Source organism: Mycobacteriales bacterium (genome assembly GCA_035690485.1).
Taxonomy (GTDB): domain Bacteria; phylum Actinomycetota; class Actinomycetes; order JAFAQI01; family DASSKL01; genus DASSKL01.
In genome coordinates this window covers 1-15424 of sequence record DASSKL010000067.1, presented here as the reverse complement: position 1 = coordinate 15424, position 15424 = coordinate 1, and the positions used below count along the sequence as shown (strand labels likewise).

The window sequence follows — 15424 nt, the reverse complement described above, 5'->3', positions numbered from 1 at the left end:
GAGATCAGGAGCCGTGCTCCCAGGAGTTGAGGTAGTCCTCCTGGGCCGCGGTCAGCACGTCGAGCTCGACACCCATCGAGGCGAGCTTGAGCGAGGCGACCTGGCTGTCGATCTCGACCGGAACGTCGTAGACGCCCGGCTGCAGGGTCGCCGCGTTGGCGGTGAGCCACTCCGCGGTCAGTGCCTGGTCGGCGAACGACATGTCCATGACCGCTGCCGGGTGGCCCTCGGCGGCGCCGAGGTTGACCAGCCTGCCTTCGGCGAGCAGGAGCAGCCGGCGACCGTCGGCCATGACGTACTCGTCGGTCTGGTGACGGATCTTCGACCGCTTCTCGGTCGCCAGCCGCTCGAGCGTCTTGACGTCGATCTCGATGTCGAAGTGGCCGGAGTTGGCGAGGATCGCACCGTCCTTCATGACCGCGAAGTGCTCCTCGCGCAGCACGTCGCGGTTGCCGGTGACGGTCAGGAACACGTCGCCGTGCTTGGCCGCCTCGGTCATCGGCATGACGCGGTAGCCCTGCATGGTCGCGTCGAGCGCCTTGGTGGGGTCGATCTCGGTGACGATGACGCTGGCGCCCAGACCCGCCGCACGCTGGGCCACGCCCTTGCCGCAGTAGCCGTAGCCGGCGACCACGACGGTCTTGCCGGCGAGCAGGACGTTGGTGGCGCGGAACACCGCGTCGAGCGTCGACTGCCCCGTGCCGTAGCGGTTGTCGAACATGTGCTTGGTGTCGGTGTCGTTGACCGCCACCATCGGGAAGCGCAGCGCGCCGGCCTTCGTCATCTGCCGCAGCCGGATGACTCCGGTCGTGGTCTCCTCGCAGCCGCCCGTGACCGCGTCGATGACGTCGGTGCGGTCGTGGTGCAGGGTGTTGACGAGGTCGCAGCCGTCATCCATCACAAGGTGCGGCTGGCAGTCGAGCGCGGCGTTGATGTGGGCGTAGTAGCCGTCGCGGTCGACGCCGTTGCGTGCGTAGACGCTGATGCCGTAGTGCGCGACCAACGCCGCGGCGGTGTCGTCCTGGGTCGACAACGGGTTGGACGCGCACAGGTGCACCTCGGCGCCACCGGCCTGCAGCGCCCGGGCGAGGTTGGCGGTTTCGGTCGTCACGTGCATGCACGCGGCGACCCGGACGCCCTCGAACGGTCGCTCGGCGGCGAAGCGGTCGCGAATCTGGCGCAGCACGGGCATCGCCCGCTCCGCCCACTCGATGCGCTTGACGCCCTGGTCGGCGAGCGCGAGGTCCGCGACGTCGTGCTTGGGCAGGTCGGCCATGGCAAAGCGCTCCGATCGGAAGGACGTGAAGACGTACGACGGGGAATCAGCCTACGACGTCGACTCGCCCGCCAGATCGCGGTAGAGGTCCGGTTCGAGATACATCGGCCGCGCGATCGGCACCCGCGCCCGCACCCGGACCTCCGCGTCGTCGATGGCGGCCGCCACCTGCGCCATCGACAGTCCCGGGGCGAGCGCGACCTTGGCCGCGACCAGCAGCTCCTCGGGCCCCAGGTGCATCGTGCGCAGGTGGATGATTCGGGTGATCGTCGTACCGTCGACGAGCGCCGCGGCGATGTCCGCGACGGTGGCCGGTTCGGCGCTCTCGCCGATGAGCAGGCTCTTCATCTCGACCGCGAGGACCGTGGCGACGACGCCGAGCAGGGCGCCGATCGCGATCGACCCGGCGCCGTCCCAGCGGGCGTCGCCGGTGACGGTCGCGGCGACGACGCCGCCCATCGCGAAGACCAGACCGACGAGCGCGGCGAAGTCCTCGAGCAGCACGACGGGCAGCTCAGGGGCCTTGGACCGGCGGATGAAGGCGACCCAGCCGTTGCCGGCGCGGACCCGGTTCGACTCGTGCACCGCCGTGCGGAACGACAGCGCCTCGAGCACGATCGCCACGCCCAGGATGCCGATGGCGACGGCCGGGGAGTCGAGCCCGTGCGGGTGGGAGATCTTCCGGACGCCCTCGTAGATGGCGAACAGCGAGCCCAGGCTGAACAGCACGAGCGCGACGACGAACCCGTAGAAGTAGCGGTTGCGCCCGTAGCCGAAGGGGTGGGCGGGGTCCGCCGGGCGGCCGGCCTGCCGCTTGCCGAACAGCAGCAGCGCCTGGTTGCCGGTGTCGGCGACGGAGTGCACGGCTTCGGCGAGCATGGCCGTCGAGCCGGTCACCAGGAAGCCGACGAACTTGCTCACCGCGATCCCGAAGTTCGCGAGCAGCGCGGCGACGACGGCCCGCATCCCGCCGTCGGCACTCACCGCAGGACGCCGCGGCTCACCGGATGCGTCGCTTCAGAGCGGTGATCGAGTCGATCGGGCTGGGGTCGATGCCCTGCAGCAGCGCGAGATAGACGCTCGCGTAGTCGACGAGCCCGACCAGCGAGGCGAGCCGTTCGAGGGGTGCGGACCCCTCCGCGACGAGCTCCTGCACCCGCATGCCCCGATCCGCGGCCAGCTCCCGGGAGGCGTCGGCCCTGCGGGTCACCTGCGGGTGCTCGCCCGCGGGGTCACGCAGGAGCAGCAACTGGAGGCGCGGCGCCGCCGCCTCCTCGACCCGATCGCGGAAGATGTCGTCGTCGGGAGCCCCCGCTGCGAGCGGGCCGTCGAAGGCGACGACCTGGTTGTGGTTGGCCTCCGGGATCATGCCCGACATCGCCGGGAGCTTGGCGTTCTCGTTGATCTGGCAGGCGAAGCGGTAGGCCGCGACCGCCGCCACCTGGCCGGCGCCCCAGATCATCGGCAGGCTGCCGGGGAGCGACAGGGCGAGCGCCTTGGCGGGGTTGACGAACGACTCGCGGTCGGGTCGGCAGGCCTGGGCGACATCCACGAGCCGGGCGGCCGCCGCCTCGAGCGCGTCACCCGGCAACGACAGGACTCGCAGGGCGTCGCCGGCGACGAGCAACGGGGTGGCCAGCGACCAGAGGCAGGCGCGCGGCAGCCGGCCGCGGGCGTCGATCGCGACGTAGGGCGCGCGGGCCTGGGCGGCCCGTTCGGCGAGGGGGGAGTTCGCGGCGCCGACGGCCATGAAGCCGACTCCCCGGCGCAGACCCTCGTCGGTGGCGGACAAGGTCTCCTCGGTCGCCCCCGAGGACGACACGGCGATCAGCAGGTCGGCGGCACCCACCCAGCCGGGCAGTCCGTAGCCGCGGTGCACAACCACCGGCACCGGGCAGCTCTCGCCGGCGACCGCGGCGAGCACGTCACCGACGATGCCGGAGCCGCCCATGCCCGCGACCACGACGGCGCGCGGGCGCCCGGCGTCGCCGAGCCGGCCGAGGTCGGCCGCGCGGGCGAGGTCGGCCGACTCACGGATCTGGGCGGCCGACGTCGCGACCGCCCGCAGCATCTGCCCGGGATCGGCCGCCTCCAGGGCGGCGGGGTCGTCGAGGCGGTCCTCGTCGACCAGCGGGCTGCCGGGCAACGAGCTCACGCGGCTTCCAGGCAGATGCATCGCAAAGCGGAAGGGATGCATCGCAAGGCGGAAGGGAGCGAAGCGTGGCCGGAGGCCACGTGAGCGAGCGACAACGCGGCGAGGCGCCGCCTGGGAGCCGCGCTCACGCGGGCGAGCTGCCCTGGGGCTTACGCGCCTCGTCGACCAGCAGCACGGGAATGTCGTCGCGAACCGGGTAGGCGTAACCGCACTGGGTGCACACCAGCTCGGAGGCCGCGTCGTCGACCCGCAGGTCGCCGTGGCAGTGCGGGCAGGCGAGGATCTCCAGCAGCGCCGGGTCGAGGTTCACGGTTCCTCCAGGGACAGGTGCGCTCATCGGCGCACGAGGCTGAGCACGTCGTCGCGGATGCGTGCCATCGACTGCTCGTCGGGGGCCTCGACGTTGAGCCGCAGCAACGGCTCGGTGTTGGACGGGCGCAGGTTGAACCACCAGCCGTCGGCCGACTGGACGGTCAGGCCGTCGAGGTGGTCGATCTCGACGCCGGCACGCCCGGTGTAGGCCTGCTCGACCGCGGTCATCCTGCCCTGCTGGTCGCGAACCTGGGAGTTGACCTCTCCGGAGGCGGCGTAGCGGGCGTAGCCGGCTGCGAGCGCCGACAGCGGCCCCTGCTGGGTGCCGAGCGCGGCGAGCGTGTGCAACGCGGCGAGCATGCCGGAGTCGGCCCGCCAGAAGTCGCGGAAGTAGAAGTGGCCCGAGTGCTCACCGCCGAACACGGCGCCGGTCTCGGCCATGCGGGCCTTGATGAACGAGTGCCCCACCCGGGTGCGCACCGGCGTGCCGCCGTGCTCCCGCACGATCTCGGGCACCGCCTTGGAGGTGATCAGGTTGTGGATCACGGTGCCGCCAGGCTCCCGCGACAGCTCGCGGACCGCGATCAGGGCGGTCAGCACGCTCGGCGAGATCACCTCGCCCCGCTCGTCGACGACGAAACACCGGTCGGCGTCGCCGTCGAACGCCAGCCCGCAGTCGGCCCGCTCTGCGACGACCCGGGAGCGCAGGTCGACGGTGTTGGCAGGCTCGATCGGGTTGGCCTCATGGTGGGGGAAGCTGCCGTCGAGCTCGAAGTACATGGGAACCACGTCGAGAGGTAGCGCGCCGAGGACCGCGGGGGCCGTCAGCCCGGCCATCCCGTTGCCGGCGTCGACCACGACCTTCAGCGGGCGGATGCGGTCGAGACCGGGGACCAGCTCGCGCAGGAAGGCGGCATAGTCGCCGAGAAGGTCCCGTCGCGTGACCGTGCCCGGCGATCCGCCGTGGGCCGGCAGGCCCTGCTCGACCATCGCGCGGATCTCGGCGAGCCCGGACTCCTGCCCGACGGGGGCGGCCCCGGCGCGGCAGAGCTTGATGCCGTTGTACTTGGCCGGGTTGTGGCTGGCGGTGAACATCGCGCCCGGCACGTCGAGACGGCCGGCGGCGAAGTAGAGCAGGTCGGTCGAGCCGAGGCCGGCTTCGACCACGTCGGCGCCCTGGCTCGTGGCGCCTTCGGCGAACGCCGCGGCGAGGCCGGGCGAGGAGTCGCGCATGTCGTACGCGGTGACGATGCGCCGGGCGTCGAGCAGCCGGACGAACGCGGCCCCGGTCTGCCGGGCGATGTCCTCGTCGAGCTCGTCCGGGACCACGCCGCGGACGTCGTACGCCTTGAAGATCGTCGAGAGGTCCCGCACGGGGACCGAGCCTATCCGGCCCTTCCGGTCCTACCGGCCGGAACGCCGCCTACCGCTCCTTGCGGGCCTTGCCCAGGACGCTGGTGAGCTCGAGGGTGCGACCGCCTTGGGTCCAGCGCTTGTGCTCGCAGCGGTGGCAGGACAGGAAGTCGACGGTCGAGCCGTCGGTCAGCGTCATCGTGAGCTCGGTCACCCGCTCGCTGTCGCAGGCGGGGCAGCGCATCGCGCGCGCGCCCGGCTGGGTCAGGGAGGTGGGGACCTCCGCACGCTGCGAAGGGACGATCGCGCGGGCTGCGGCGGTGGCGGGCATCTCGACCTCTTCCCGGTGGGCTTCGGGGTGGAACGACCGGGATATCGGCAGGGATCGCGAAAACCTTTAGCCGGGCAGCCGCCGGCCGGCCGCTACTCGGTCGGCGAGCGCAGGACGCGCAGGTGCCCGCGGCGGCCGACGGTCGCCGAGTCGGGCGGCGCCGGTTGCGCGGACGAGGGCCGGGCCGCCTCGCGGACGGCGTTGGCCAGCGCTTCGAGGTCGTCGGCGCCGGGGCCGCCGCCACCGGGCTCACCGGGGAGCCGGACGACCTCCCAGCCGCGCGGTGCCGTGAGACGAGCCGCGTGGATCTCGCACAGGTCGTAGCAGTGCGGCTCGGCGTAGGTGGCCAGCGGGCCGACCACGGCGGTGGAGTCGGAGTAGACGTAGGTGAGCGTCGCGACGGCGGGGCGTCCGCACGCGGTGCGCGAGCAGCGCCGAAGAGGACTCACGACCGGGAAAGGTAGCCCTCCGGACGCGCTGTGACCACTCTCGGACGCTGCGTGCCGATCGTGTCGTGGCCGCAGCGAGCACTTAGGCTCGGTCTCGTGACCGACAGCCGCCGGGATCGGCACGGGCGCGGCGCTCGCGGGCCGCTCGCGCCGGCGGCGGTGCCGCTGCGCCGGAGCCGGGCCGAGCAGTTCGATGACCTCGTGCTCGACGCGGTCGAAGACCTCGAGCAGCGGTGGGCGGCGGAGCTGCGCGGGGTCGAGTTCGCGGTCGAGGACGTCCCCCCGGAACCGCCGGGCGACGACGGTGAGATCCCGCTGGCGCGGGTCGTCCCCGGCCTGCCGGGCGAGCCGGCGCGTGTCGTCGTCTACCGCCGCCCGCTGGAGATGCGCGCCCACGACCGCGGCGACCTCGCGGGGCTCGTGCACGACGTGGTGGTCGAGCAGGTGGCGGACCTGCTCGAGATGGACCCGGAGGCGGTCGACCCCGGCTACGACGAGGACGGCTGACCGGGTCTCAGCGCGACGACTCGTAGGGCGCGCCGATGTCGGCGATGACCGGTGGTACGTCGGCGGTGCTGGGCCCGCTCCAGATCGGCAGCATCGTGAACAGCGGCCCGTGCGCGCCGTGCTCGTAGACCAACCGACCGGCGTAGACGCGCCCCGATCCCAGCTGCGGCTCGACGGCGACGGCGCCGCTCGAGGCGTTGGCCGGCAGCACCGACGCCACGTCGACGGTGACGGTGCGACCGGCCGCGATCTGGACGGTGACCTGGTGCGGCGGTGACGGCGCGAGCGCGGAGACCACGACGGTCGCCGGCCCGTCGGGCGCGCTGAGGATGATCTGCGTGTCGTTGCCCCGATGCACCCGGGTCTCCGCGACGACACCGGCCCCGTCGAGGGCGGCCACCCCGGCGGTCCAGGCGACGTCGCCGAACCCGGTGCTCGCGTCGCGACCGTAGAGCAGGCCGCCCACCACCACCGGGGCGTCGCTCTTGACCTCCACCGCGACATCCTCGGCAGCGAGCACCTTGCTGAGGTCGATCGTGCGCACCGTGCCCCCCGGCACGGTGAGCCTCGCGAGCGACGTGGGCACGAACGATCCGGACGTGCCGACGACCCGGACGGAGATCGTCGCGTCGTCGGCTCCGGGAACTCCGACGACGAGCTTGCGGATCGGCGCCGCGGCGCTCAGGCCGGGCACCACGACATCTCGGTCCGGCGCGGTCGTGGCGGGTACCCAGTCGATGCCGTCCGGGCCGCTGCCGGAGTGCCGCACGTCGCTGACCGCAGCGGCAACCCGACCGGTGATGGCGACCACGTGCAGGAGGGCGTTGGCCTGGTCGGGGATGAGCTGCGACAGCGGTACGACGACCCGCGAGCCGGGCGGCACGGTGATGCCCTGCGCGGCCGGCACGTTGAGCTGGCCGTCGTGGCCCCACAGGCCGATGTCGACCAGCGCGACGGTGCTCTCGACGTTGGTGAGCATCACCTGGCCATAGGTGCCGAGCCAGCCGGTGGGACCGGCGAACCACCAGTCGCGTGCCGGCGCCACGCAGCGGGCGGTCGACAATCCTCGGCCCGGGCCCGACGCCGTACGCGTCGTCTGCACGGCACCGAGCGTCGCGGCAGGACCACCGGAGGCGAGCACGACAGCGCTGCGGTTGTGCGCGTCGGACAGGTCGACGACGGCGCCGACACCGGCGGCCTGCACGAGACGGTGCGGCGCTTGCCCCGTCGTCGGCAGTGGCTGGGCGGTCACGCTGCCCGCGGAGCGCGACGGCGGCGCCGGTGCGCTGGCGACCGCGACGGTGGTGACCCCGGTGCGGCGATCCGCACCCACCGACGGGCAGACCAACGTGGCGGACGACACCGGCAGGACGGCGCCCGCCGCAGCGAGCCCCTGGGTGCGTTGGGGGGCCGGGACCAGGTCGGCCGCGACGACGCCGCCGCCCACGAGCCCGGCGACGACGAGCACCGAGACGACCCGCCGGTTCACGAGCGCGCCTGCGAGGCGACGGGGGCGGGCGGCTGTTGCGCGGCGCGCGGGCGGGGCGGGAGGGCCGGGTCGTCCTCGCGGCGAAGCGTAGGCAGCGCGAAGAGGATCGAGAGCGCGACCAGCGCGGCTTGCAGGGCGAGCCATCGGCCGCGCGCCGGGTCGTGCCAGCTCACCGCCAGGCGACCGCCGGCGGCGGGGACCTCGAACGCCTGCGCCCAGCCGTAGGCCTTCGCCGCGCGCAGGGGCTTGCCGTCGACGGTCGCGCGCCATCCGGGGTTGGCGGACTCGGCGAGGACCAGCAACCGGTCGGACTCGCCGGCGATCAGCCTTCCACCCGCCCGCAACCCGTCGGACGACACGGTCTCGACCCCCTGCAGCGCACCGGCGCTCGGCACCCCACCGGCGCGGGCGGTGCGAGCCGTCGCCGCGGGCAGCACGACGGCGCGAGCCCCCGCAGGCACGACCCGCCACAGCGTGGCGGCATCGCCACCGGCGCGGACCAGCCCGGAGACCCGATCCAGCCGGGCCGCGAGCCCACCACGCGGGTCGACGGCGATGACGTAGCGGATGTCGTAACCGGCGAGGCCCGCAGCGACGTCCCCGTGCGTGCCCGCGGCGAGGCGACCGACGAGCCGCGACAGGCGTCGCTGCGCGGCGCCGGCGCGCGCGACGTCGGCGTCACCGGTCGTGGGACCCTGGTCGCCGCGTTGCACGGCATAGCTGACCGCCTCGCCGCGCTGCCGCAGGATCAGCACACGCGGCTGCGCGGCACTGTCGAGATCGGCAGCGACGAAGGCCGGCACGACCTGGGCCACGCCCGACTTCAGCGGACCGTCGGCCCCGCGCAACATCCAGGCGAGTCCCGCCACGACCGGCACGACCATCGTGACGACGGCCAGGGCGCCGGCACTCGCCTGCCGCCAGCCGAAGTCGCGCCGGCCCAGGCTGCGCGACGCGCCGTCGGCGCCCGTCATTGCGGCCACCAGCAGCCCCAACGCGCAGACGATCGTGCCCACGCCCGGCCAGACCGGGGTGCCGGCACCGTCGGGCAACGTGACGGACACCCGCGACATCGCGATGGCCAGCCCCAGGCCGCAAGCGGCGATCAGCCACGCGGACCACGCCGTGGCCCGCCGGCCGGTGCGCACGAGGGCGAGCAACGCGGCGACGACCACGGGCAGGAACAGCCACCGCCACGGGGTGGCCGGGCCACCGGGGTCGGCGAACAGCAAGGCGTGGGCCGGGACGTCGGTGACCGTCTCGGGGGCCGCCCGGCCGACGCCCGCGATGAGCAGCGCGGGGTGGTCGACGACGGTGAGCGACCACGGGAGGAGCAGCACGGGTGGCATGACCAGCGCGAGCACGCCGGCCGCGCAACGCCGCCGGGCGCCCGCGAGCGTCGCCGGGCTGGCACCGAGCAGGGCGATGGCGGCGCCGAACGCGCCGAGCAGCGCGAACAGCAGCCAGAGGACCGGCGAGAACGCTGCGACGACGGCCAGTCCGAGACCGGTGCCCACCGCCGTACGCCAGCCCGCGAAGCGTGGATCACGGCGCAACGTGCGCACCCCGGACCGCAGGAGCAGCGGCAGGGCGATCGCCACCACCACGACGTCGAGGCGACCTGCGGCGACCGCGCCGGTCGCCGCCGGCAGCAGCCCGTAGGTGGCGGCCGCCCAGACCCGCAGCCACCGGTTGCGGGTCACGGTGCCGGCGCAGACATAGGCACTGAGCCCGGCCAGGGGGACGGCGCCGATGAACAGCACGTCGAGAAGCAGCCAGGCCTTGCCGAACAGCACCGTGGCCGCAACGGCGAGAACGCCGAGGTAGGGCGGCGCAGCGGCCGAGCTGCCGGACCCCACGGCGTGCCAGCCGGTGAGGTAGGTGTCCCACCAGTCGTGCGACCCACCAGGAGGCGGCAGCAGCCGACCCCCGAAAAGGGGACCGGGCAGCAGGTGCCGGCCGGCGACGAGCGCGACCGCCGACAGGACGAGGAAGAGCACCACGGACGGGCGCTTCAGCACGCGGCGCAGCCAGTCGCTGCCGCCGTCGAGGAAGTTCTCGGCCTCCTCCGACACCGGCCCCGACTCGACCGGCACCGCACCGCGGCGGCGCGGCGGCGCGTGGTCGTCGGCGGCCGCGTGGGGGTCCGCGCCGCGGAAGGTGTCTCGCAGCGCGCGCAGCCGCGCGTCGACGCCGGCCAGCAGGTGACGGATGTCGCGGTGCGAGACCTTGGCCGTGCTGGCGCGCCGGGCCCGAGCGGCCCGCAGCCGGCCCGGTCGGCCAAGCACCGCGGCCAGGGCGGCGAGCTCGTCGACGGCGTAGGCAGGACGGCGGGCCAGCAGGAAACCGATCGTGCGGGCCAGGCCGGCGATCAGCAACCGCGGGCCCGCCAGCAGCAGCGCGGCCGCCGGCAGGTTGACGAGCAGGGTGTAGAACGCGGCGCGGCGGTCGGCGCGGTGCCGCCGCGGGCCGTCGGCATCGAGGGACCGCAGCCCGTGCGCGAGCGCGCCGGCGTGGCGCACCACGGCACGGGGAGCGACGACGACGCGGCCACCGGCGCGGTTGACCCGCCAGCCGAAGTCGATGTCGTCCCGGGTCATCGGCAACGCGGGGTCGAACCCGCCCAGGCGGTCCCAGACGTCGCGCCGGATCAGCGCGCCCGCGCTGCTCACGGCGAGCACATCGCGGACTGAGTCGTGCTGGCCCTGGTCGACCTCGCGCCGCTCGAGACCCGTCTCGCGCCGCCCGGTGACGTCGCTGGTGATGCCGATCTCGGCGAGGTGCCGGCCGTCCCACGTCCGGATCTTCGGGCCGATCACCGTCGCCGACGGCATCTCGTCGGCGAGGGCGAGCAGCTCGTGCAGGGCCTGCGGGTCGGGGGCACTGTCGTCGTGCAGCAGCCACACCCACGCGATCGCGTCCCGGGCCGGGGGCACCGCGTCAGCAGGCAGTGGAACCTCGCCGTGGTCGGCCGCGGATAGCCCCGCGGCCACCGCCGCCCCGAACCCGGTCTCGCGCGGAAGGGTCAGCAGCCGAGCGGCGCCGACGGCTCTGGCGCACAGCTGCGCCGACTCGTCGGTGCTGCCGGTGTCGACGGCCACGACCTGCTGCGGGGCACGGGCCTGCGCGTCGAGCGCCGCGAGGGTGTCGGGCAGCCACGCGGCGCCGTCATGCGCGACGACGACAGCGGTGACGACGTGCCGGCGGAAGGCGTGCCGGGCGGAGCGAGGAGACATGCAGCGGCACGGTGGGGTCGGGGACGGGGAGCCCGCCCGGGATCAGGCCGCATGCCGCGGCCGAAACACCCGGAAGGACAGCGACAGCCTACGTGAGCCCACCGCGCCGCGCGCCCCTGTCCGAGCATTGGCACTCGGCTGACGAGGCGGCACGCTCGCCGGCGTCAGGCCTGCCGCTCAGACGGCTTGGCGCTCAGACGGCTTGGCGCTTGAGACGACGACGCTCCCGCTCGGACAGCCCGCCCCAGATCCCGAACCGCTCGTCGTGCGCGAGTGCGTAGTCGAGACACTCCGCCCGCACCTCGCACCCGGTGCAGACCCGCTTGGCCTCCCGGGTGGAGCCGCCCTTCTCCGGAAAGAAGGACTCGGGGTCGGTCTGCGCGCACAGCGCCTGCGCCTGCCAGGTCATCGGCTCGGTCGCCTCGTCATCGCCCATCAGGAAGGCAAGCTCACTCATCGGGCCTCCAGCGAGTTGCGCCGAGATGTCCCGGGTGAGGCGCCGGTTGCACCGCCCGGAGGGAACGACATCGGTGAAATTACACGCGCGTCGTGCGCTTCCCGTCAAGCCGGTCCGTGGTATTGGGGAGAACCGATCCCGACGATCAGGCCGTGCCCGGGTTCGGGTGATCCTCGTCCAGGCCGGGTGTAGCCGCCTCCTCGACGGCATCGCCCGGTGCCGCGAGGCTCGCTTCCGGGGCCTCGTCCAGGGCCGGGGCGGGCGGCCCGGCGGGCGTCTCCCGAGGCTCCCCCGCGCTCTCGATGACGGGCGTGGGAGCGGGCGCCTCCGGCCGCGGCTCGGGCTGGGGGTCCGGCTCGAGCGACGGTGCCGGCCCGGGTGGCGGCGTGGCACTCTCCGCGATGGGCTCCGTCCAGCGATCCGGGCCCGTCGCGGCATCGAGGGCCCGCTCGGGCCCCGGCACCTGGGGCATGGCCTCCACGCTGGCGCGCCGGGGTCGCGCCGCAGCTCTGCGCGTCGACGCGGGACGCGCCGTGCTGCCGCTCGCGGGCGTCTTTCGCCCAGGCCCTTTCGCCGGCGGCTTGCCGGCCGCCTTCGCCGCCGCGGCGGCTTGGCCACCGATCGGTGCGGCCGTGCCCTCGGACGAGGTGCCGGCACCTGACGCCGGCGGGGCCGCCTTCTTGGCCGGGGCCTTCTTCGTCGCCTTGGTCGTCGTCACCGGCCCGGCCTTGCGCGCGGCGGTCTTCGCGGCCTTCGCGGCCTTCGCCGGTGCCTTGGCAGGCCGGGCAGCCTTCGCTGGCTTCGCAGCCGGCGTGGCAGCAAGGGCCTTCCTGGCCGGTGCCGGAGGTGGCGAAGGCTCCTCGACCGGGTCGAGGTAGACCGACAGATCGGGGGGCGGCGCCACCGCGAGCGCGGCGCTGTCGTGCTCGGCCCGCCAACGCTCGGCATCCTTCGTGTCACGTCGGCGAGCGAGCGCCTCGCCGAGGCGGTCGGACAGCGAGCGGCGTTCCTTCGCGGACAGGCCCGCCGCGAAGTCGTCGAGCAGCTCGTGCAGCACCCGGCTGCGCTCCTCCTCGACGTGGCGGTCCCGGTCGGCGAGATAGCCGAGCAGCCCCCGGCCCGCCTCGCTGAGCCGCTCGGTGCCCCCTGCGAGACCCCGAGCCGCATCGTGCAGGGCAGCGGTCGCCTCGGCGAGCGCGTCGCGCACTCCCGCGACGGCCGCGCTGCCGGCCCGGCGGGACGACTCGACCACCTCCGCGGTGCGGGCCTGCCAGCCGCTGTCGAGGCCGGCCAGCGAGTCGGCCGCACGCTCCAGCGCGTCCTCGAGCGTGCCGACCCGCTGGCTCAGGTCGCTCACGACCCGGCCCTGCTCGGTCACGTCGACCGCGATGGCGTCGAGCCGCGACAGCAGCGCTGCGCGGGTGCCCGTCACCTCGTCGAGCACGGCGGAGCGCAAAGAGGCAGCGGTCTCCGCGAACGCCGCCTGTCCTTCGGCGACCGAGGAACGCACGACACCCGCGGCCTCCTGGGCCTGCCGGGACACCCGGTCGCGCACCTCTTCCAGCGCGTCGGCGAGGTCGACCCGGAGGGCGGCGACCTCCTCCTCGACCGCGGCGCGGGTGCCGCGGTTGGCCTCCTCCAGGCGGGCGATGGTGCCGGTGAGCTCGTCGACCAGCTGCCCGCGAGCCTCTGCCAGCCCGCCGCCCAACGTGTCGCGGACCTCCGAGAGCCGCTGCTCGACGGACTCCTGCAGCACCCGAAGGAAACCGAGCTGCTCGGCGACCGCGCCGCCGACCTCCTCGGCCGAGCGTGCGAGGGCCGCGTCGAACTCGCGGCGTACGTCGGCGAGCGCCGCGTCGAGGTGGCGGCGCTCGGCCGCGCGGGTCTGCTCGACAGCCTCGGACAGGGAGCTGCCGAGAGAGCCCAGGCTGCGGTCGACCGCGCCGCCCAGCTCGACGAGGGCTGTGTGGGTCGTCTGCACGAGGTCGCCCACCGAGCCGGCGGTCTCGCGCTGGCTGTCACGGAGCTCGGTGAGCCGATGGGCGGTGGCCGACGCGCCGTCGCGGGTCAGCGCCTCCAGGCTCTCGGCCAGCTGGTCGAGCGCGTCCTCGAGGACGGCGAGGCGCTCCTCGATGACGCCTCGCGTCTCCCCCAGCGCAGACTCGGCGGCGCGGGAGCCGGCCGACGCCTGCTCGAGGCCGGCGGCCAGGCTGCGCCGCAGGTCCCCGGCGGACTCGTCGAGCCGGTGGTCGAGGCCGCTGCGCAGCTCCTGGAGAAGCGCGCGCACGCGCTCGCCGGTGCGCTCGGGCATCGCGTCGGCCAGGTCCCGGACATCGCGCCCGAGAGCAGGCACGGCCGCGCGCAGCTCCTCCAGCCGGTCGCTGAGCAGGTCGACACGTTCGGCGAGCTCGTCCTGCCGGCGCAGCAGGGCGGCGGCCTCGGCACGGTTGGACGACAGAGCAGCCGACAGGCGACCCGCGTCCGCGTCGATCCCGCTGCGCACCGTGCTCAGCTCGGAACGCAAAGAGCCCATGTGGGCGCGCAGGGCGCCGAGGTCGGTCCGCAGCCCGGTGATCACCGGGAGCAGGCCGGCGGTGCCGTCCGGGTCCGCTTCCTGCGCCCGCGCCGCGAGCTCCTCGATCCGCCGGGCCAGGTCCGGCTCCACGCACACCCCCGTCTCCGTCGCCTGTCGTCGGGCGGAGATTACGCCGTTTCGGGGGCTGGGACAGGCAGGCAGCGCCGGTGCGAAGCGGCTCAGGACACGATCGTCAGGGCGCGCGCCGCGCGGCGGGCGGCGTCGTGCCGCTCGGGGTCGACCACGGCGTACGACGTGGTGCGCTGGCGCGACGGCCGGCCGGCCGCGGCCGCGATCGCCTCGAGCTCCGCGACGGTCTTGCGGGAGCCGTGCTCGCTGCCGGCCATGCGGCTGATCGTCTCTTCCATCAGCGTGCCGCCGAGGTCGTTGACCCCGCCGCGCAGCATCTCGACACAGCCGTCGACCCCGAGCTTGACCCAGGAGGTCTGGATGTTGCGGATGCGGCCGTGCAGCAGGACGCGGGCCATCGCGTGGACCGCGCGGTTCTCGTCGTGGGTCGGGCCCGCCCGGCCGATGCCGGCGAGGTAGAGCGGCGCGTTGGTGTGCACGAACGGCAGCGGCACGAACTCGGTGAACCCGCCGGTCTCGTCCTGGATGCGAGCCAGCAGCTTGAGGTGCGCGACCCAGTGGGCAGGCGAGTCGACGTGGCCGTACATCATCGTCGAGGTTGTCGGGATGCCGAGCCGGTGCGCGGTGGTGACGACCTCGATCCAGGTCGCGGCGGGCAGCTTGCCCTTGGTCAGCACCCAGCGCACCTCGTCGTCGAGGATCTCGGCGGCCGTGCCGGGCAGCGAGTCGACCCCGGCCTCCTTGGCGGCGGCCAGCCAGTCGGCGATCGACAGCCCGGTGCGGCTCGCGCCGTTGACGACCTCCATCGGGCTGAAGGCGTGCACGTGCATGCCGGGGGCGCGCCGCTTCACCTCGCGGGCGATGTCGAAGTAGGCGGTGCCCGGCAGGTCGGGGTGGATGCCACCCTGCAGGCAGACCTCGGTCGCGCCGACGTCCCAGGCCTCCTCGACCCGGTGGCCGATCTCCTCCAGGGACAGGGTGTAGGCATCGGCGTCGGTGCGCCGCTGCGCGAACGCGCAGAACCGGCAGCCGGTGTAGCAGACGTTCGTGAAGTTGATGTTCCTGTTGACGACATAGGTCACGTCGTCGCCGACGGTGTCGCGGCGTACGTCGTCGGCGAGCGCTGCCAGAGCGTCTATCTCCGCACCCGGCAGCGGGTCGAACAACGTCAGCGCATCGGTGTCGGACATCGCG

13 protein-coding genes are annotated in these 15424 nt (G+C 74.1%); 1 reads left to right on the top strand and 12 read right to left on the bottom strand.

Annotated elements, in window-relative coordinates:
- Nucleotides 1-4: 4 nt before the first annotated feature.
- From ahcY to VFJ21_09315, 7 genes are all read right to left on the bottom strand, one after another.
- Nucleotides 5-1276, bottom strand: a complete 1272-nt coding sequence (gene ahcY, locus VFJ21_09345; protein ID HET7407319.1) for an adenosylhomocysteinase — start codon at nucleotides 1274-1276, stop codon at nucleotides 5-7.
- Nucleotides 1277-1327: 51 nt separating this feature from the next.
- A complete protein-coding gene (locus VFJ21_09340; GenBank protein HET7407318.1) occupies nucleotides 1328-2260 on the bottom strand; it encodes a cation diffusion facilitator family transporter in 933 nt (310 codons plus the stop codon).
- 16 nt (nucleotides 2261-2276) lie between these two features.
- Entirely contained in the window at nucleotides 2277-3431 is a 1155-nt protein-coding gene (locus VFJ21_09335) for an SIS domain-containing protein (GenBank protein ID HET7407317.1), read from the bottom strand.
- A gap of 124 nt (nucleotides 3432-3555) precedes the next feature.
- Nucleotides 3556-3741, bottom strand: coding sequence for a Trm112 family protein (locus VFJ21_09330; GenBank protein HET7407316.1), 186 nt, complete (start codon nucleotides 3739-3741; stop codon nucleotides 3556-3558).
- Between the two features lie 23 nt (nucleotides 3742-3764).
- Complete coding sequence (locus VFJ21_09325; GenBank protein HET7407315.1) at nucleotides 3765-5117, bottom strand: phosphomannomutase/phosphoglucomutase; 1353 nt, start codon at nucleotides 5115-5117, stop codon at nucleotides 3765-3767.
- 49 nt (nucleotides 5118-5166) lie between these two features.
- A complete protein-coding gene (locus VFJ21_09320; protein ID HET7407314.1) occupies nucleotides 5167-5427 on the bottom strand; it encodes a hypothetical protein in 261 nt (86 codons plus the stop codon).
- 92 nt (nucleotides 5428-5519) lie between these two features.
- A complete protein-coding gene (locus VFJ21_09315; protein HET7407313.1) occupies nucleotides 5520-5876 on the bottom strand; it encodes a DUF3499 domain-containing protein in 357 nt (118 codons plus the stop codon).
- Between the two features lie 96 nt (nucleotides 5877-5972).
- Here VFJ21_09315 and VFJ21_09310 point away from each other — a divergent pair, with 96 nt between their 5' ends.
- A complete protein-coding gene (locus VFJ21_09310) occupies nucleotides 5973-6383 on the top strand; it encodes a metallopeptidase family protein (protein ID HET7407312.1) in 411 nt (136 codons plus the stop codon).
- 7 nt (nucleotides 6384-6390) lie between these two features.
- Here VFJ21_09310 and VFJ21_09305 read toward each other — a convergent pair whose 3' ends face one another.
- From VFJ21_09305 to cofH, 5 genes are all read right to left on the bottom strand, one after another.
- Entirely contained in the window at nucleotides 6391-7872 is a 1482-nt protein-coding gene (locus VFJ21_09305; protein ID HET7407311.1) for a DUF5719 family protein, read from the bottom strand.
- Nucleotides 7869-11108 (bottom strand): glycosyltransferase, encoded by a 3240-nt coding sequence (locus VFJ21_09300; GenBank protein HET7407310.1) that lies wholly within the window; start codon nucleotides 11106-11108, stop codon nucleotides 7869-7871. Before VFJ21_09300 ends, VFJ21_09305 begins: the two co-directional genes overlap by 4 nt.
- A gap of 193 nt (nucleotides 11109-11301) precedes the next feature.
- Nucleotides 11302-11565, bottom strand: a complete 264-nt coding sequence (locus tag VFJ21_09295; GenBank protein ID HET7407309.1) for a WhiB family transcriptional regulator — start codon at nucleotides 11563-11565, stop codon at nucleotides 11302-11304.
- Nucleotides 11566-11710: 145 nt separating this feature from the next.
- Nucleotides 11711-14236, bottom strand: coding sequence for a hypothetical protein (locus tag VFJ21_09290; GenBank protein ID HET7407308.1), 2526 nt, complete (start codon nucleotides 14234-14236; stop codon nucleotides 11711-11713).
- Between the two features lie 83 nt (nucleotides 14237-14319).
- Nucleotides 14320-15424, bottom strand: a 1105-nt coding sequence (gene cofH / locus VFJ21_09285) for a 5-amino-6-(D-ribitylamino)uracil--L-tyrosine 4-hydroxyphenyl transferase CofH (GenBank protein ID HET7407307.1), incomplete at its 5' end; no start/stop codon positions are given.